The sequence below is a fragment of the Malaciobacter halophilus genome, from assembly GCF_002837275.1.
In the GTDB taxonomy this organism is placed as follows: Bacteria; Campylobacterota; Campylobacteria; order Campylobacterales; family Arcobacteraceae; genus Malaciobacter; species Malaciobacter halophilus.
Map to the genome: position 1 here is coordinate 1 of NZ_NXIF01000004.1, position 18,982 is coordinate 18,982.

General features: G+C 27.8%; 17 protein-coding genes and 1 tRNA gene. 7 read left to right on the forward strand and 11 right to left on the reverse strand.

All coding sequences use genetic code 11. From position 1 onward, the window contains the following. The 6 genes from CP960_RS00645 to CP960_RS00670 form a co-directional block, all read right to left on the reverse strand. Window positions 1-855: formate dehydrogenase subunit gamma (locus CP960_RS00645; protein WP_101183284.1), on the reverse strand; the 855-nt coding region annotated here is incomplete at its 3' end. Window positions 856-868: 13 nt separating this feature from the next. After that, window positions 869-1,462, reverse strand: coding sequence for a formate dehydrogenase FDH3 subunit beta (gene fdh3B, locus CP960_RS00650; RefSeq protein WP_196778319.1), 594 nt, complete (start codon window positions 1,460-1,462; stop codon window positions 869-871). A gap of 18 nt (window positions 1,463-1,480) precedes the next feature. Then, a complete protein-coding gene (locus tag CP960_RS00655) occupies window positions 1,481-4,321 on the reverse strand; it encodes a formate dehydrogenase subunit alpha (RefSeq protein WP_101183255.1) in 2,841 nt (946 codons plus the stop codon). An 11-nt stretch (window positions 4,322-4,332) separates the two neighbouring features. Next, window positions 4,333-4,539, reverse strand: a complete 207-nt coding sequence (locus tag CP960_RS00660) for a Tat pathway signal protein (RefSeq protein ID WP_101183256.1) — start codon at window positions 4,537-4,539, stop codon at window positions 4,333-4,335. 211 nt (window positions 4,540-4,750) lie between these two features. Continuing rightward, the gene (locus CP960_RS00665; protein WP_101183257.1) at window positions 4,751-5,455 is read right to left on the reverse strand and encodes a TorD/DmsD family molecular chaperone; all 705 of its coding nucleotides are present in this window, start codon (window positions 5,453-5,455) and stop codon (window positions 4,751-4,753) included. After that, window positions 5,452-7,131, reverse strand: a complete 1,680-nt coding sequence (locus tag CP960_RS00670) for a 4Fe-4S dicluster domain-containing protein (RefSeq protein WP_101183258.1) — start codon at window positions 7,129-7,131, stop codon at window positions 5,452-5,454. Before CP960_RS00670 ends, CP960_RS00665 begins: the two co-directional genes overlap by 4 nt. 181 nt (window positions 7,132-7,312) lie before the next feature. Between CP960_RS00670 and CP960_RS00675 the strand changes: the two genes are divergently transcribed. From CP960_RS00675 to CP960_RS00685, 3 genes are read left to right on the forward strand one after another with little or no spacing between them, the layout of a single operon-like run. Further along, entirely contained in the window at window positions 7,313-8,455 is a 1,143-nt protein-coding gene (locus tag CP960_RS00675) for an ABC transporter substrate-binding protein (RefSeq protein ID WP_101183259.1), read from the forward strand. Further along, on the forward strand, window positions 8,455-10,047 hold the full coding sequence (locus tag CP960_RS00680) for a sensor histidine kinase (RefSeq protein WP_228151968.1): 1,593 nt from the start codon (window positions 8,455-8,457) through the stop codon (window positions 10,045-10,047). Before CP960_RS00675 ends, CP960_RS00680 begins: the two co-directional genes overlap by 1 nt. Then, window positions 10,037-10,702 (forward strand): response regulator, encoded by a 666-nt coding sequence (locus tag CP960_RS00685; protein WP_101183260.1) that lies wholly within the window; start codon window positions 10,037-10,039, stop codon window positions 10,700-10,702. The genes CP960_RS00680 and CP960_RS00685 overlap by 11 nt, the downstream gene beginning before the upstream one ends. Here the strand turns inward: CP960_RS00685 and CP960_RS00690 are convergent. From CP960_RS00690 to CP960_RS00700, 3 genes are read right to left on the reverse strand one after another with little or no spacing between them, the layout of a single operon-like run. Further along, entirely contained in the window at window positions 10,699-10,962 is a 264-nt protein-coding gene (locus CP960_RS00690) for a heavy-metal-associated domain-containing protein (RefSeq protein ID WP_101183261.1), read from the reverse strand. The two genes, CP960_RS00685 and CP960_RS00690, sit on opposite strands and share 4 nt — an antisense overlap. Before the next feature lie 8 nt (window positions 10,963-10,970). Continuing rightward, the gene (locus CP960_RS00695; protein WP_101183262.1) at window positions 10,971-11,288 is read right to left on the reverse strand and encodes a transporter; all 318 of its coding nucleotides are present in this window, start codon (window positions 11,286-11,288) and stop codon (window positions 10,971-10,973) included. After that, a complete protein-coding gene (locus CP960_RS00700) occupies window positions 11,285-12,382 on the reverse strand; it encodes a transglutaminase-like domain-containing protein (protein WP_101183263.1) in 1,098 nt (365 codons plus the stop codon). The genes CP960_RS00695 and CP960_RS00700 overlap by 4 nt, the downstream gene beginning before the upstream one ends. A 237-nt stretch (window positions 12,383-12,619) precedes the next feature. On the opposite strand from CP960_RS00700, the gene selD reads away from it, so the two are divergent. Further along, entirely contained in the window at window positions 12,620-13,657 is a 1,038-nt protein-coding gene (selD, locus tag CP960_RS00705; protein ID WP_196778318.1) for a selenide, water dikinase SelD, read from the forward strand. A 179-nt stretch (window positions 13,658-13,836) separates the two neighbouring features. Here the strand turns inward: selD and CP960_RS13695 are convergent. After that, window positions 13,837-13,934 (reverse strand) — tRNA-Sec (locus tag CP960_RS13695). Window positions 13,935-13,987: 53 nt separating this feature from the next. Here CP960_RS13695 and selA point away from each other — a divergent pair. Together selA and selB are read left to right on the forward strand one after the other, a co-directional pair. Further along, a complete protein-coding gene (selA, locus tag CP960_RS00710; RefSeq protein ID WP_101183265.1) occupies window positions 13,988-15,334 on the forward strand; it encodes an L-seryl-tRNA(Sec) selenium transferase in 1,347 nt (448 codons plus the stop codon). After that, on the forward strand, window positions 15,331-17,172 hold the full coding sequence (gene selB, locus CP960_RS00715; protein ID WP_101183266.1) for a selenocysteine-specific translation elongation factor: 1,842 nt from the start codon (window positions 15,331-15,333) through the stop codon (window positions 17,170-17,172). Before selA ends, selB begins: the two co-directional genes overlap by 4 nt. A gap of 6 nt (window positions 17,173-17,178) precedes the next feature. Here the strand turns inward: selB and CP960_RS00720 are convergent, their stop codons facing one another. Then, the gene (locus tag CP960_RS00720; protein WP_101183267.1) at window positions 17,179-17,511 is read right to left on the reverse strand and encodes a hypothetical protein; all 333 of its coding nucleotides are present in this window, start codon (window positions 17,509-17,511) and stop codon (window positions 17,179-17,181) included. Window positions 17,512-17,596: 85 nt separating this feature from the next. Here CP960_RS00720 and CP960_RS00725 point away from each other — a divergent pair, with 85 nt between their 5' ends. Next, a complete protein-coding gene (locus CP960_RS00725) occupies window positions 17,597-18,979 on the forward strand; it encodes a PhoH family protein (protein ID WP_101183268.1) in 1,383 nt (460 codons plus the stop codon). Window positions 18,980-18,982 lie beyond the last annotated feature (3 nt).

Sequence of the window (18,982 nt, forward strand, 5' to 3'; positions counted from 1 at the left end):
ACTATGTAAAATTTCTACCTCTTCTTCTTCTTTATAACCACTTATAATACTATGAATTGCACCTTTAATTGCAAAAACAGACATATATATATGAGTCATAAATAGTGCTAAAACAGCAAAACCTAAAATATTATGAATAATTGCACTTAATCTTAATAAGTCAATTTGAGATAGGCCAAGCGAAGCAATAAAATCAAACTTAAAGTCTTGAAAAAACATAATTGCACCTGTTAGAATCATAATAATTCCACCAAAAGTACAAACATAAAACCACATTTTTTGACCTGCATTAAATCTACCTGCAGGAATTGGGTCTTTTCTTTTATTTAAATATCCTCCTAAAATCATAAGCCATTTTATATCATCGCTTGTAGGAAGCATATCTTTTAACCACATAAATAGCATTGGTACTACAGATATAACAAAAAGTAAAGTTGAAATTGCGTGTATTTCTTTATTTACTCTTACAAACTCTCCACCACCAAAAAAATCACCAAATACCATAACTACTCCTGTTGGTATAAGTAGTATAAATGATATTGCAGCAATTGTATGAATTACTCTATGAAAAACTGAAAAAACATATATTTTTTTTCTATCATGTGAAAAAATCATTGGTCCAATAATTAAATAGTGTATAAAAAAAGCTGTTGGTACTCCAAGTAATACACCTAAAAATATTGGCTTAAAATATTTACTTTGTAATAAAGTAAACCACTGTCCTAAATGTAAAGAGCCCTCTTTATCATAACCTAAAATATTAGGTATTAACTCTTTTCCATAGATTGCACTTTCACTAGCAAATGCTAGTGAAGTTAGTGCTAAAAGCGTTAATAATATATACTTTAATTTCATATTAACACTTCTTTTATGAACCATATGCTGAACTCCATGAATTTGGAGTTGCAGTATGATTATGTCCTCTTGAAAGAACTCTTTTTCTATATATTTCAGAAACACTTTGAGAGTCTCCTACTAAAAGTGCATTTGTAGAACATACAGCTGCACATAAAGGAACTTTTCCTTCTGCAATTCTATTTTGTCCGTACATATGTCTTTCATGTGTTGAGTTAGTCTCTAATGGACCACCAGCACACATTGTACATTTATCCATAGCACCTTTTGTACCAAATGCTCCATCTCTTGGAAACTGTGGAGCACCAAAAGGACAAGCATATAAACAATATCCACACCCAATACAAGTCTGTTTATCATGAAGAACTATTCCATCTTCTCTGATATAGAAACAATCAACTGGACATACTTGCTCACAAGGCGCATCTGTACAATGCATACAAGCTATTGATAAAGAGTACTCTAAGCTCTCTTTTCCTTCATTTAATGTTATTACTTTTCTTCTACTAATTCCTGTTGGTAACTCATGAGCTTCAGAGCAAGCAACCGAACAAGCAAAACACTCAATACATCTATCTTCATCACAATAAAATTTCATTCTTGACATTTCACTCATACTTCACTCCTACGCTCTTTCAATCTTACATAGACCAGCATTAAACTCAGGAATCTGAGTAATAATATCAAATCCATAATTAGTAATAGTATTTGAACTCTCACCTATTGCATATGGTTTTGTTCCTTCTGGATAGTTTGCACTCATATCTACACCTTGCATCATCCCTGCAAAGTTATATGGTAAGGCTATTCTATCTGGTGTAACACTATGACTATAAATAGCTTTTACTTTAATTTTTGTACCTTGAGGAGAGTGTAACCACATCATCTCACCATCTCTAATTCCATAACTTGCAGCTAACTCTGGATTAATATGTGCAAACATATCAGGAGTAATATGTGAAAGATATTTACTTGTTCTTTCTAACATACCAGCACCACTTAAATTTACAACCCTCATTGTTACAAGCATTGTTGGGAAATCTTTTGACCAGTCTTGATGTTGCTGTTCAGATTTAAATCTTACATCAACTCTAAAGTTGTTTGTTTGGTCTTCATATGTTGGATACTTCATCACTAAATCATGTCTTGGAGAGTGAATTGGCTCTCTATGTTTTGGAACAGGATCAGGAAAAGTCCAAACTTTAACTCTAGCTTTTGCATTTCCATATACACAAACACCAGCTTCATTACATTTTTCTTGAATTATTCCACTAAAATCAACTTTCCAGTTTGCACCCATTTTTCTTTTTTCTTCTTCTGTTAATGTAATGTTTAAAACTTCTTCTATATTATCTTTAGTAATTTCAGGATATCCACCTTTTACTTTTGAACCTTTAACACTTACTCTTTCATCAGGAAGTAAAGAAACACCATCGTGTTCTAAACCAAACCTATTTCTAAATCCCATACCACCTTGTTTTACAGGTGTATCAACATCATAAAGAATTGGACTTCCTGGGTGTTTTGTATCCCAACTAGGCCAAGGTAAACCATAATATTGGTTTTTCATTTTTCCATAACCTCTTAATGTTATTGGGTCAAATAGATGCCAATTTTCTTGATGCTCTCTTAATCTTTTTGCAGTCCAACCACCAAGACCAATAGTTTTAACTGTTCTTGCTACTTCATTAGCTGCATCATCAGGCCATATAAAATTATCTTTTACAACTTTTGGTTCTCCATCAACAATATCCATTTTCATTGCTTTTATATACTCATCATAAAAACCAAATTTCTTTGCAAATTCAAACATTACTTCATGATCTGTTTTACTTTCATATAAAGGATCAACTACTTTACTTCTCCATTGAGAAGATCTATTAGTTGCTGTTACACTACCTTCTGTTTCAAACTGTGTTCCAACTGGTAAGATATAAATATCATCTTTTTTACTTGTAATAACTGCAGCTTCATTTACAAATGGCTCTGCAACAACCAATAAATCTAACTTATCTAAAGCCTCTTGAACTTTTGCAGTTTGTGCCATAGATGTAATACCTGTACCTTGAACCCATAAAGCTCTAATAGGACTTGAAGAGTATGTTTTTTCTTCTTGTAATACTCCTTGCCACCATTTTGCAAGAGAGAATCCTTTTTCATTCATCCATTTTGGAGAGTGGAATCTTCCTTGTAACCAATTAAAATCAACACCCCATGCTTTTGCATAATACTTCCATGAAGTTTCACTTAATCCATAATATCCAGGTAAACTATCAGCAAGACAACACATATCTGTTGAACCTTGAACATTATCATGTCCTCTAATAATGTTACATCCTCCACCTTTTTTACCCATATTTCCAAGTACTAATTGAAGTATTGGAAGGATTCTTGTATTTGATGTACCTGTACTATGTTGTGTAATCCCTAAAGCCCATACAACAGTAGTAGGTTTTGTTTTTGCTAAAAGTGTAGCAAGCTGAATAATTTGTTCAGCAGGAATTCCTGTAACATCAGATGTCTCTTCAGGAGTCCACTTTTTAGCTTCTTGTCTTATTTCATCCATTCCATATACACGGCTGTCAATAAACTCTTTATCTTCCCAACCATTTTTGAAAATAATATGTAATAATCCATAAATAAACGCAACATCAGTACCAGTTCTAATTCTTAAATAGTGATCAGCCTTAGCTGCAGATTTAGTATAAACTGGATCAACAACAATTAGCTTAGCATTATTTCTATCTTTTGCTTGAAGGAAATGTTTAAATCCTATTGGATTTGCTACAGCTGAATTTGCCCCAATCATTAAGATTGCTTTTGAGTTACCAACAACATCACCAAAGTGATTTGTCATAGCGCCATAACCCCATGTATTTGCCACACCGGCAACTGTTGCACTATGTCAAATTCTAGCTACGTGATCAATATTATTTGTACCCCACATTGCAGCAAACTTTCTAAAATAAAAAGCTTGTTGTAAATTAAATTTTGCAGATCCTAAAAACATTGCTGCATCTGGACCATTCTCTTTTCTAAACTTTAACATCTTTTCAGATATTTCATTTATAGCTTGTTCCCAAGAGATTCTTTGCCATTTACCTGCCACTTTTTTTAAAGGATGTTTAACTCTTTGTTTACTTTTTACTAAATCAATTTGGTCAATACCTTTACAACAGTGACTTCCTTCACTAATTGGATGGTCTTGAGCAACATCTTGTCTTACCCAAACACCATTATGAACTTCTGCTACAATACCACAACCTGCAGAACAAATACTACAAATTGTTTTTACTTTCTTTGAACCTGGAAAAGGATTTTTTATCTCTTCTTTAGTCGCTTCTCTTACAGTATTACTAGAAGCAAACATTGATGTTGCCCCTACTCCTGCACCTATTGAAGCAAGTTTAAGAAAATTTCTTCTACCCATTTTCAAAGATAAATCATTGAGTATATTTTTACCCATTATCTTCTTCCTTAATAACTAGCTTTATAAAAAGCTTCCCATTGAGCTGTTTTCTTATACAAAATCTCTTTTTTAGGAGATTTTCCTATAACAACACCATTTGAACTTGCACTTTTACTACTATTACTACTTGCCATTGCAGCAGTAGCACTACCAGCAGCCACAAGCGCACTTGCACCTAGAGTTTTTTTAACAAAACTCCGTCTTTCTTCTTTCATGGCTTCCTCCAAGCAATTTTTCTCTCTTTTAACCAAAAAGAGATAAGTCAAAAAAAACTATTTTCTCACTTATCTCTTTTAATATGCAAAATTTGCATATTAAAAGTGTCTAATCTTTTATTATTTATAAATTTTTTATACTACTTATACAAATTAATTATTTTATAAATATGCATTTTTTGCATATTTAAAATCTTTAAAAAAATCAAATTTATAAACTTGTAACCTCATCAAAATTTCTTTTAGCTCTTTTTGTAAAACCTTTTTTCTTTTGATGAAACAATTCTTGTTGTTCTCTATGTTTAGTTAAATCTGTTTTAGTAATATTTAAAAGTGCTCTTTCTAACTCTATAAATACTTTTAATAAAACTGCTACATCTTTATAAAATAAACTACACTCATGGTTATAAATATTTTCAATAAATGTATCTACTATTTCATTTAAAACTTGAATATAAACTTCATAGATTAACTCATTTTTATCTTTTGATAAATCCTCTTCTATTAGTTTTTGAATAAAATTCAAAATAAAACATATATGGTCTTCAGCCTCTTTAAAACTATTACTATCTTTTCTAAATTTAGATTTTAGTACAAGATTAGTCATTTGAACTCTTTTTTCTCCATCATCTCTATCTTCACAATAGTATGAAGCAGTAACAGGAATAAAAGTTGTACTTGGACTAAAAAATAGTTCATTATTCTCTTCTTTTAATCCCTCAATTCCTTTTGTGTTAAAAAACTTTTTCATATTAAAAAAAGCTTCTTTACTATACTCATCAATTGGATTTTGACTTAAAAAATCAACTGTTTTTACAATACTATTATATTGTTCTTCTTCATTTACAAATGAAAATAGTGAGCAAAACAGTCCATAATAGACTGCTCTTGCTTTATTTAATTCTTCATTTTTCATACTCTTTGATTCCTTACAACATCATTTGCTAACATTACTTTTGGTTTACATGTTTCACAACAATATAGTGTTCTTTGTTTATTTGGGTCACTTGCAAAAATTGGTGCCATCATATTTGCAATTTTTTCAACTGATTTTTTAGTTGCGAACTCTTTTCCACACTCTACACATGCAAATAATTCATCTTTTGCAACAACTCTTTCTAAAAACCAAGATGAGTTTAACTCAATAACATCTTGTTCAATAGTAAGGCAATCTTTTTCAGGACATGAAAGTTCACAATATCCACATCCAGTACAAATTGATGGATTTAATCTTAATGTATTATCCTCTGGATATGCTTTAAGTGCATCAACATTACATGCACCAACACATGATAAACATAAAGTACAGTTGTCTTCATTGATATTTACTTTTGCATAATGAACATTTTCGCCTGTTTTTACTACACCTAAATCATCTTGACCTACTAATGCAGAAAGTCGTACAGCAAAAATCTCTCTTTTTCTTTCATCTTCTTGATTATATGAAAATTGTGAATTTTCAATAAAATCAACTTCTTCTAAAGCTTGTGATAACTCCTCTTCATTCATTGCAACAAAAATAGCTTTTTTACCATATTTTTTAATATATATATCATTTAAGATTCTAATGGCATCTTTACTTCCTTTTGATAAAAAGTCAGTATAAAATATAACTTGTGAGCCACTTTCTTGAAGAATTGTTAAAAAAGAAGTTTCATGTAAGAATTTTTCTCCTTCAATTTTAAAAGGAAGAACATTTTGTTTTAAATCTATATTAAGTTTAGAAATATTCATTTTGTCAGGAACAATTAAAGGAATAGAACCTTTAAACTCTTTTGCCATTTCATAAATAGAATTTCTATTAATTGGTGCATAATCTAGTGCTCCTGATGGACAAATAGAGATACATCCTCCACACCCATGACAATCAACTTGTGAAAACTCTAAATGTTTTTTACTATCAATTTTAATAATTGCAGTTGTAGGGCATACATCTTCACATCTACCACATATCTCTTCTCTTCGTTCATGATATTGACAAATATTTGCATCATATGTAGTAAATTTTCTATATTCATACTCTTCAATATTTGCTCTTAAGGTATTTATAACTTCGCTTATTGAAGATTGTTTAGGATCAAAACTTCCACTTTGATTTAATCCCATTTGTTTAATATCAAACCAAACAATTTGGTCAACTTTTAAAATAACATCTTTTCCTTCATCATCAACAACTACACTTAAATTACCAATATGTCCAGAAATTGATTTAATAATATCTTCACTTACATGAAACATATCAAATTCATTAGGATTTATGCTTGCAATAAACTCTTTAGCATCATCACTATTTGCAACTAATAAAAGTTTGTTTCCTACATTTTGAGTATATGTAATATCTTGAGCAAAATCGAATTTTAAAGCAGCAATTTCATAAAGTTTGTGTACATTCTCAATCTTTTTAGCAATAGAATCATTACTATTTTTTATATAGAAGTCTATTTCATCAGCACTTACTTCGCTTTCAACTTCAGTGCTATTTGAAATTAAGAAGTTAGCATCTTTTGTCTCCTCAATAGTTGAAGCTACGAAAATAGACTCATCTAAAGGGAAATCCAACCCAACTGGGTTATAATATACAAACTCTTGCATATTTCGCCTTTCTTTTTTGGTAAATAAAATTTTACCTAATTTTATTCCTTATACTCTTAATAGATACTTAATAATTAAACTTTTCTTTACCCAAAAAATTAAAATTGTTACTTATTATCCCTTTAAAATATTATTTTTAGGTAATTGTAGATATTAAACATTTTTTTTGTAAAATGTTTTTATGACTAAAAGATTATTAATTATTATATCAATTTTACTTGCAATTTATTTTACTTTTAAAGAAAAAGAGTATAGAGACCCTGTGATAAGACTAGGTGCATCAATCCCACAAACAGGAGTTATCAAAGAGTGGGGAGAAGCTGTAACTATTGGTGCAAACTCATATTTTAATTATGTAAACGATAATAAGCTTCTTGGAACTAAAAGTATTGACTATATTATATATGATGATAAATACGAACCAAAGCTTACATTAAAAAATACTAATAAACTTCTTTTTCAAGATAATGTCTTTGCACTTTTTGGATTTGTAGGTACTCCAACAGTCAAAAGTATTTTACCAATTGTAGAAAAAGAGAATATTCCTTTTATCTCTGCTTTTACTGGTGCAAGTTTTTTAAGAGATAGAAGTCAAAATAACTTTTTAAATTTTAGAAGCTCTTATCAAAAAGAAATCGAAACTTTAATTAAATATTTACATTATGATAAAAAGATATCAAGATTTGCAGTATTTTATCAAAATGATGACTTTGGAGAAGAGGGATATGTCTCTGTAATAAACTCTTTAAAGAAAAGAAAATTAAAACTTGTTGCAGAAGGAAGTTACAAAAGAAACACTTTATCAATTAGTCACGCTTTTAATGAGATTAAAAGTGCAACACCAGAAGCTATTATTATGATTGGTGCAAATAAAGCAAATGCACTTTTTATAAAAAAAGCAAAAGAGAATCCAAAGTTTGAAAATACTCTATTTTGTAATATCTCTTTTGGAGATGCAAATGCAATGATAAATGAACTACATGATAGTAATACAAAAAATCTTATCTTTTCACAAGTAGTTCCAAACTATCAAGATAGAACAATTCCTATTATAAATGAGTATTATAATGTGTTAGAAAAATACAATAAAGATTTTAAAGCAGGTTTTATATCATTAGAAGCTTTTTTATCAGCAAAACTTGTAGTGGAAGCTTTAAAAAATGTTAAAGGTGCTTTAACAAAACATAGTTTTATTAAAGCTTATCAAACATTACCAAGCAATACTTTAAAAGGTATAAAAATTGAGTTTAAAAATAGACAACTATTAAATGAAGTCTATCTTTTTACATATGAAAACAATAGATTTAAAGAGATAAATAAATAATGTTTAAAAAAATACTTTCATACTTTGATAACTTTAATTTTGCACTAAAAACAAATATTTTAATTTTTATTATTTCAGGAGGAATGTTAAGTATTGTTGTACTATCTCTTATGTCGACTTTTTCTATTAAATATGATTTTGACAAACTTTATGAACAAAGAACAAAACCATTAATAAAACTAGAGAATATAAAAGATACTTACACAGTAAATATTCAAGATACATTATATGATATTGAGAATAAAAGCATAACATATGAACAAGCAACAGAAGTAATCAATCTAGCCTTACAATTAGTTGAAACAAACTGGAAAGAGTATAAACGCTCAAACGAAGTTAAACAGCCTGCTATTTATATTGGTGATATTATAAAAAAGTTTTTAGTAACACAACAACAATATTATAAAAATGAGACTTTACATAAAAGTATTTCTGAAAATATTGATAAAAAGATGTTAAATATAAATGCAAGACTTCATAACTTAGAGATTGCTAATCATAATAAAAACCTATCTAAAGAGTTTGCAAAACTTCATCTTGAAATCAATGCAATAAATATCTATATTACAAGTTTAATTAACTATGATTTAACACTTGCATTAAATGAAAAAAGAGATACAGAACAAGTTTTTGAAGTAATTATAGCAGTTTCTATGTTCTCAATAGTTTTAATTTTCCTATTTTCAGTAATTTTATCTGTTCTTTTGATTAATCACTTTAAAAGATTACATAAACTTCTTGAAGCAAAAGTAGAAAGTAAAACAAGAGAGCTTGTTGAACTAAATAACTCACTTGAAAAAAGAGTAGTACAAGAGGTTAAAAACAATAGAAAAAAAGATATTATTATGTTTCAGCAAGCAAGGCTTGCTAGTTTAGGTGAAATGCTTAATAATATTGCCCACCAATGGAGACAACCACTTGGTTCAATTACTATGATAATACAAAGTTTTCAAACTAAAATGCAACTTGGAAAATTAACAGATGAGTTTATTGACGATAAAGTAAATGATGCTTTATTTTTAGCTGAAAATATGTCAAATACACTTGATGATTTCAAAAACTTCTTTTCTCCTGATAAAACAAAAAAAGAGTTTGGTATAAAAGAGTGCCTTGAACACTCTTTTGAATTATCAAAATATGCTTTAGAAAAAGCAAGTATAAAAACTTATTTAACCATAAAAAAAGATATAAAAATAAATAGTTATTACAATGAATTATCCCATGTATTTTTAAATTTGATAAATAACTCTAAAGACGCTTTATGCACAAATGTAAATAAAAATGATAGAATTATCAAAGTTATTGTAAAACAGTATAAAGATGATGTAGTAATTAATTTTATTGATAATGGTGGAGGAATACCCCAAGATATTGCTCCAAAAATCTTTGAGCCATATTATACTACTAAATATAAAAGTGCTGGTACAGGAATTGGACTTTATATGTCTAAACAGATTGTTGAAAAACATATGTATGGTTCAATATACCAAAAAAATATAATTCATAAAATAGATAAAATAAACAACTATCATTGTAGTCTATTTATCATAAAAATACCAATTTTAGAAGAAGAGGAAAACCATGAAAAATAGAGATTTAAATATATTAAACAAATTTAATATTTTATATCTTGAAGATGATGAAAATCTACTAAAACATACAAAAGATGTACTTGAAGATTTTGTAAATAATATTTTTGCAGTAAAAACATCAAAAGAGGCTTTAGATATTTTAAAAAATAAAAAAGTTGATGTAATAATATCAGATATTTTACTTGAAAATGAAAATGGAATTGATTTTTTGAAACTAATTAAAGAACAAAAAGGAATATCAATTCCAACTATTTTAACCACTGCACATACAGATACAAAATATCTACTTGATGCAATTAAATTAAAAGTTGAAAACTATATAGTAAAACCAATAAATATAAAAGAGCTTTTAAATACTTTACACGATATTTTACTTCCCGTAGTTCAAGAAAAACAAATAACAAGAAATAATCATGTAATAAGAACAATCTCAGCCATTACAGATAGTAAACAAGTTGATATAATCAAGTTTATAATAAATAGTCTTGATAATAATAATATTTTTTCAGCTTCATATAGTGATATTATGGAGCATATTAATATTTCCAAACCAACTTTAATTAAACTTTTTAAAGAGTTAGCAGAAAAAAATATTTTAATAAAAATCCAACATAAAACATATAGATTTAATGAACAAGCATTAAAAGAGATTTAAGGTTTTATAACCTTTGCTTCATAAGAAGTAGTTTTTATAGCATCTAAGATAGTTTTTATATCTGTCTTAGATTCATCAAAATTTACAGTTGCATTTTTAGTATTTAATTTTACACTAACTTTATTTACTCCTTTAACTTTTTTAATGGCTTTTTTTACCATAGTTGTACATAAAGGACAATGCATCTGTTCAACTTTAATAACAATTTCTTTAGCAAAAATACTTGAAGATAAAAATAGTAATAACAGTAATTTTTTCATAACAAACCCTAATCTATAAAATATACTGAAAACTCAGGATAAAAAAGAAGTACAAAAAAAACCATAATTAAAGATAAAAAAGTAACAACAAGTTTTGTTTTATTTGTACAAGTACAACTTACTTTCATTTTACTTTTTTTATATGCTAAAAAAAGAAGTATAAAAGTTAAGATTGCAAAAGGAACTCTTAAATAATCAAATTGAGTCAAAAAGGATAAACTTCCAACGCTTACTCCAAAAAATAAAAATAAAAAAGCTGGCAAGCAACAAAGAGTAGATAGTACAGCAGTTATAACTGCTGATACTAATAAACTTATACTTTTCATATAATCTCTTGAGAGCTATACTTATATCCAAACTCTTTTGGATTATAGTAATTTAATACATCTTCATCCATCTCTGCATATGGATACCCTAGCATATTTAATGGATATTGAGCTGGTTTAGGATTTAATACAAAATCTCTTGCATAATTAAATGCCGCCCAATTCATTTCCCAGTTACCAAAAAAGTATTTTCTTAAATCTTTAATCTTTTTATCATTATTTGTAAGATTTTCTTGTTTTCTAACTTTCGTAACATCTGCTGGATCAGCTGGAATCCATCCTGCTCCATCAACATAAAACTCTGTTCTACAATGTTGTCCACCAGTAATTTTTGCAAAACCTTTCTCATCTGCTTTTCCACAAGATTTAGAAATCATAGATTTACCTAGTCTAATCCCAAATATTTCCCTTGCTGGAATACCTGCGTTTCTTAATAAAGCAACAAATACAGAACTTACATCTGTACACTTTCCACCAAATAGTTTTTTCTCAATAATTCTACTTGCATCACCAACACCACAACCTATAACACTCTCATCTCTATACATATTTTCAACTGTCCAATCATATATAGCTTGTGCTTTATCTAGCTGTGTTTTTGAATTTTTTGTAAGATTATTTGCAAATTGAGTTAATGTTTTAGTAACAGGAGTATGAGTAGTTCCTTTTAAAAACTGTTTTACATCTTCTGGAAAATTTGTACTATTTGTAGCTTTTGAAAGATTTGCAGTTCTTTCTTGCATAATAATATCAAAAGTAACAACTATTTTTCTTGATTTAGAGTTTTTATTCCATTTTGCATATAAAAGTTTTGTATTATATGGATTATTATTTGAAATAAAAGCCTCATCAAAGTTTCCGTCATAAGATATTTTTAATACTTTTTGATAAGTTGAATCCAAAGGAAGTGGTATCCAAAGTCTTGCGATTTGGTCATTTGCTTCTAAGTCATAACTATTTGTAACTGTAAATTTTCTTGGCTTTTTTGTGATACCAAATGGATTACTTTTTGTATTAGATAATACAATTGAAGGTGTAACTGCCATAGTAGTTCCAACTACTGCAGCACTTTTAAGGAATGTTCTTCTTTGCATATTTTAATGCCTCTTTTAATGAAATAGCTCATTATTTAAGAGATAAAGCAAGTTCTATACTTTAAATCAACCATAACCTATGGTCTTGAACTTTATTTAATACAAAATAATATTAAAGTGTATATAAAACCTACCTTAACAGTAAATTTTTTTTTACTGTTTTATGATTTATTCAAGTTTAACATGATAAAAAGTACAATGTTTTTTTAATATTTATAAAATTTTTTAAGGAAAATAATGAATAATGAATATCAACTAACAAAATTCGTTAGAGCTGCTGGTTGAGCTGCAAAAATGGGTCCGGGGGACTTAAAACAAACAATTTGCAACTTAAACCCAGATGATAGCAGAGTTTTAGTAGGATTTGATACAAGTGAAGATGCAAGTGTATACCAAATAAATGAATCACAAGCAATAGTGCAAACACTTGATTTTATTACACCAGTTGTTGATGACCCATATATTTATGGACAAATAGCAGCTGCAAACTCACTAAGTGATGTATTTGCAATGGGTGCAGAAGTAAAAACTGCATTAAATATTGTAGGATTTGATAGAAAAAATCTTTCAACTGAAGCTTTAGCTGAGATATTAAATGGTGGAAATGAAAAAATAAAAGAGTGTGGAGGAGTTTTACTTGGTGGACACACTATTGAGTCACCTGAAATGTATTATGGATTAAGTGTTACAGGGATGATACATCCAAATGAAATTGTACGAAATAATGGTGCAAAAATTGGTGATGTACTAGTTCTTACTAAACCTATTGGAATGGGAATTTTAACAACAGCTATTAAAAGAGACCTATTACCAATGGATATGATGAAAACATGTAGTGAAATAATGGCAGCATTAAACTATCTACCATCAAAAATAATGAAAAAATATAGAGTAAATTCTTGTACAGATATTACTGGATTTGGACTATTAGGTCATGCATTAGAGTGTGTAAATGATTTGGTAACTTTTAGTTTAGATTGCAAATCTATTCCTGTATTAAATGAAGTAGTAGAACTATCTGAAAAAGATGTAGTTCCAGGAGGAACTAAAAAAAATCTAAAATATATAGAAGATAAAGTATCTTTTATGAGTAGTGTAGCAAACTATTGCAAACTAGTTTTAAGTGATGCTCAAACATCAGGTGGATTGCTAATTGCCATGAATAAAGATGATGCAAAAGAGTATATCAAAGAGATTGAAGAGATTACATTAGGTCATGCAAGTATTATTGGTGAAGTAATACCTAAAGGCGCAAAAGATATTATCGTTCATTAAAAGTGCTTTTGCACTTTTAATGCTTTTTAAAACCTCATTTAATATAAAAAACTAGTAAAATAGTTTTTACCTAAATTAAGCTTTATAGTATTTAGCATAAGATATAATCTTAGAAAATAATTTAATTATGATTTTTATTTAGTAAAAGTTAAAAAATAAATTTAATTTTGGGAAAGTTTTGGCGAGAAGGTGTAGGAATCGAACCTACCTCCAGACTAACACTAGCCCAGACATCGGGGTTGAAGCCCGTGGCGTCCACCAGGAACACATACCTCCCAAAAGATTTGAAATTGTACTATATAAAAATTTAAAATATACTAAAGGGTAAAGATGAATCTACTAAAATCCATTCCAAAAGTTGATAAGTTTATCAAGCACAAGACTTTTGAAAACTACTCAAAAAAGCTAATAACAAAGCTTGCAAAAGAGAAGATAAATAGATTAAGAGAAGATATACTTTCAGAAAAAATAACAGAATTTAAAGAAGAAGATTTAGTTAAAAATATTATTAATGAGTATAAAAACATAACAAAACCTTCACTACAAAATATCATTAATGCAACAGGAATAATTGTACATACAAACTTAGGAAGAAGCCTTATAAGTGAAAAAAGCTTTGAAAAAGTAAAAAAAGTAGCAAGTTCATATAACAATCTTGAATATAACTTAAAAGAAGGTAAAAGAGGTGAAAGATACTCTCATATAGTTAAAACCTTACAAAATCTTACAGGTTGTGAAGATGCTTTAGTTGTAAATAATAATGCAAGTGCAGTATTTTTAGTATTAAATACTTTTGCAAAAAACAAAGAAGCTGTTGTAAGTCGAGGTGAACTTGTAGAAATTGGTGGTAGTTTTAGAGTTCCAGAGGTTATGATACAAAGTGGTGCTTTACTAAAAGAGATTGGAACAACAAATAAAACTCACAAAAAAGATTATGAAAATGCTATAACTAGTAATACTTCAATATTGATGAAAGTTCATAAGTCAAACTACTCAATTGAAGGCTTTACAAGTGAAGTGGAATTAAAAGATATTATTGAAGTTGCAAAAGAAAAAAATGTAATTGATTACTTTGATATGGGAAGTGGTCATATGATTGACTTACCATATAATCTTGATACAAAAGAACCATCTATTTTAAAAATTATGCAACACAAACCATCATTAATAAGCTTTTCAGGAGACAAACTTTTAGGAAGTGTACAAGCAGGAATAATAATAGGCAAAAAAGAGCTTATTGAAAAATTAAAAAAGAATCAACTATTAAGAATGCTAAGAGTAGATAAAATAACTTTATGTTTATTAGAAGAGCATTTAAACTCTTATTTAAAAAATGAATTAGATGATATTCCTACTTTAAAGATGCTTCACACACCAATAGAAGAGTTAGAAAAAAGAGCTTTATATGTAAAAAATAGTTTAAATACTATTTGTAAATGTGAAGTAATCAAAAGTGAAACCTTAATAGGTGGAGGAACTACTCCAAATAGAAAAATCCCCTCTATTGCACTTACTTTAGAGTACAAAAATTATAAACCCAATAAAATAGAAAAACTTTTAAGGGATAATTGTTTAATCTCAAGAATAGAGAATGAAAAAGTTTTATTAGATTTTAGAAGTATACAAAAAAATGAACTAGATGAAATTATAGCAATAATAAAAAAGGTTTTTAAATGAGTAATATTATTATAGGAACAGCTGGACATATTGACCATGGTAAAACTTCGCTTATTAAGGCATTAAATGGTTATGAAGGTGATGAGACAAAAGAAGAAAAACAAAGAGGAATCACTATTGATTTGTCATTTTCAAACTTAAAAAAAGCACAACAAAATATTGCATTTATTGATGTACCAGGTCATGAAAAGCTTGTAAAAAATATGATTGCAGGTGCTTTTTCATTTGATTGTGTTATGCTTGTAGTTGCTGCAAATGAAGGAATTATGCCTCAAACTGTTGAACATATTGAAATTATGAGTTTACTGGGTGTTAAAGAGCTAGTTGTAGTAATAACAAAAAAAGATTTAGTTTCACAAGAAGAGTTACAATCACAAAAAAATAGAGTTTTAAGTTTTTTAGAAGATTTTGATTTTGATTTAAAGTTTATTTGTTGTGTATCTACTTTTGAAGAAAAAACTATTGAAAATTTAAAAGAGAAACTTTTTACATTAAAAAATACAAATAAAACACAAGAAAACTTCTTTAGATACTATATAGATAGAGTTTTCTCAGTAAAAGGTATAGGAACAGTTGTAACTGGTACAGTTTTAGGAAATAAATGTGAACTTGATGAAAAACTTTTTATTCCAAGAATAAATAAAGAGACAAGAATTAAAAATATTCAAGTACATAATCAAAATACTTTAGAAGCAAATATTTCAAATAGAGCTGCACTTAATCTTCAAAATATAAAAGCCACAGATATAAAAAGAGGAGATTTAATCTCTAAAAAAGGATTTTTAAGAGGTTTTGATACATTAGATATTAGCTTTAAATGTTTAAAAGGGAAACAACTCTATCACAATAGAACATACTCTTTATTCATTGGCTCAAAAAAAGTTGAAGTAAAAGTTTTACTTTTTGATTCAACAACAAACTTAGAAGAAGGTTTTGCAACAATAAAAGCAAAAGAGCCTTTTTTTAGTGTATATAAAGAGAAGGTTATCTTAAGAGAATCAAATCATACCATTGCAGGTGGAGTTGTTTTAAACTGTGTAAATGACCCTATGAAAAAGACTCAAAAAAGAGTTCTATTAAAAGCTTTATATGATGAAGATTATAAACAATCATACAAAATATTATTAGATGCTCATAAAAAAGGATTAGGATTAATCTCATCAGCACAAAGATTTGCTTTAAGTCATGAAGAAGCAGTTGAATTTGGAAAAAATTTAGAAAATGTTTTTTGTGATGAAAAAGAGCTAATTATCTATCCAATACAAACAAAAGAGTATATAAAAGATACAATCAAAGAAATATATACAAAAAATAAATATGCCCTACTTTCAAATGCTGCTATAAAATTAAGAATTAAGTGGGCTAGTAGCTCTTTTATCCAAACAGTTTTAGATGAACTTGAAGCTGAAAACTTTTTAAAAAAAGAGAAAAGTCTTTATAAAAATGCAAATATAAAAGAGGATTTTTCTAAAAGTTTAGAAGAAGTTATTACAAAAAGGTTAAAACAAGAAGAGTTAAGTCCAACAGCACCATACAACATCTATGATGATTTAGATATTGATAGAAAACTAGGAGATACTATACTTAAATCTCTTTGTTCAAAAAAGCAAGTAATTAGAATGCAACATAACTTATTTATTCATGCAGACTGTTTAACAAAAGTAGTTCAAGAAATGAAGAATATAATAAAAGAAGATGGATATATTGATATAAAAAATTTCAAAGAAAGATACCCTTTAAGTAGGAAATATCTTATTGCTTATCTTGATTATTTAGATAACTTTTCACAAATAAAAAAAGTAGATAATAAAAGAGTTTTTTTAAGTGAGTTTGTTTAGACTCACTTACTCTTCACACTGAGCAACAACTTTTGCATCTTTTGCATAGAAGATTGCAAATGATTCTAAATAAAAAGCTATTTTATCAAACTTTTTTGTTTGCATAAACTCTTTCATTTTTTGATTTTTTGAAAATAGCTCTTTAAATTTTGTTGCATTATTTGCAAAAAGCTCTCTCCATTGCTTTTTTGTATAAAGTTTTGTAAACTCATCTCCTCTTAAACCTATTTTTTCATAAAGTATAAACTTATAGTATGTTTGTCCTTTTGTAACATCTGCTTGATTTAAAGCATACGCAAAAAACGGTATCATTAATAGTAAAAGAGTTCTTTTTATCATTTGATTTCCTTATTATAAAAATAATTATATCAAATTTTACTTTTTGTGTTATTAAGATGTAACCAAGCAGTATTACAATTTTATTATGAAAGAAAAAATATATGTAATAGACACAAATATCATCTTACAAAATATTCAAAATTTAATTAGAGTATCAGATAAAAAAACAAATAAAATTGTAATTCCTGAAACTGTACTATTAGAGCTTGAAGATAAGAAGAAATTAACTAATGAATTAGGTTTTTATGCAAGAGAGTTTGCTAGATTATTAGCTAAAATGAAAATAAAAGAGGTTGATTATAAATCTGGATACAAGGTTGTAAAACTATTTAATGAACAAATAAATCTAAATATAATCTCTAAAGATACATATGAATCACAAATTGAACAGTCACATATTAGTGAAAGTAATGATAAAAGAATTATTGAAGTAGCAGTTGTTGCTCAAGATTACTATAAAGGTGCTCAAACAATATTTTTATCTCTTGATGTATATGCAAGAACTTTTGCACTATTTAAAGGCTTAAGAGCTGAAACTTTACATGATGATAAATCTACTGTTCCAAATTTTGAATTTTTCAAATATATAAATTTGAACTCCACTTTATTTAACAGCTTAGAACAAACTGACATTTATGAGATTGACAAAGATTATAACTATCAAAACTTTTGTTACTGTTTTCAAAGTGATGATGGTAATAAGGTTTTTGCAATTATTATAAATGAAAAAATAAATCTTTTAAATGAATCAGATTTTAAAGCTTTAAATGTAAAACCTGTAAATTTAAAACAAAAACTATTTATGAAAGCTATTTTAACAAATATGTATGATTTACTTGTAATAGATGCAAAAGCAGGAAGTGGAAAAACTTTAATGTCTATTGTTTCAGCAATGAGATTAATTGATTTAGGTTTTTATGATAAGATTGTTTATGTAAGAAACTCTATTGAATCCTTAGATAAAGGTGCAGATATAGGATACCTTGCAGGAAATGATGAAAAGTTTAGAATCTATAATATGGCACTTTCTGATACTTTAGAATTTATTGCTAAAAAACAGTTACGAAAAAATGAGAATAGAGAAAATAAAGAATCAATAGAATCAAAGATTAGTGAACTTACTTCTAAATATTGCATTGAAACCTTATGGCCAGGAGAAGCTAGAGGAAGAACGTTAAATAGTGCAATTGTAATCATGGATGAGTGGCAAAACTCAAGTGAAAAAACTACTCAACTTATTTTAAGTAGATTAGATGAATCTTGTATGGCAATAGTTATTGGTTCAAATAGGCAAATAGATAATTTATATCTTAATAAATACAATAATGGTCTTACAACTTTACTAAAGCAGACAAAAAAGAAACATAAAGAGTTAAATATGTTTGCCATTGAATTAGAAAAGGCTGTAAGAGGTAAATTTGCAGAGTTTACTGAAAGAATTTTTGAGAAAAATAGAAATAGAGAATAATCT